This is a genomic window from Mesorhizobium sp. WSM4828 (genome assembly GCF_055811175.1).
In genome coordinates this window covers 1-232 of the sequence record NZ_JBVVQK010000140.1, presented here as the reverse complement: position 1 = coordinate 232, position 232 = coordinate 1, and the positions used below count along the sequence as shown (strand labels likewise).

Genomic DNA, 232 nt, shown 5'->3' with positions numbered 1-232 from the left:
GGCATTCTGCAGGCCGATGCCTTTGGCGGTTATGGCGATCTCTATGCGACGGGTCGTCAGCCGGCGCCTGTTCTGGAGGCCAGCTGCTGGGCCCACAGCCGGCGCAAAGTGTTCGAGCTGGCCGATGTCGAAGCGGCGGCGCGCAAGAAGGCGCGCGGCGAGAAGCCCAACCTGGTCTATCCGCTGGCGGTCGAAGCCGTGAAGCGCATCGATGCCCTGTTCGATATCGAGC

The 232-nt window shown here is 65.5% G+C and carries 1 protein-coding gene; it reads left to right on the top strand.

Annotated elements, in window-relative coordinates:
• Positions 1–232, top strand: a 232-nt coding sequence (locus tag AC0L2X_RS32665; RefSeq protein ID WP_473601244.1) for an IS66 family transposase, incomplete at both ends; no start/stop codon positions are given.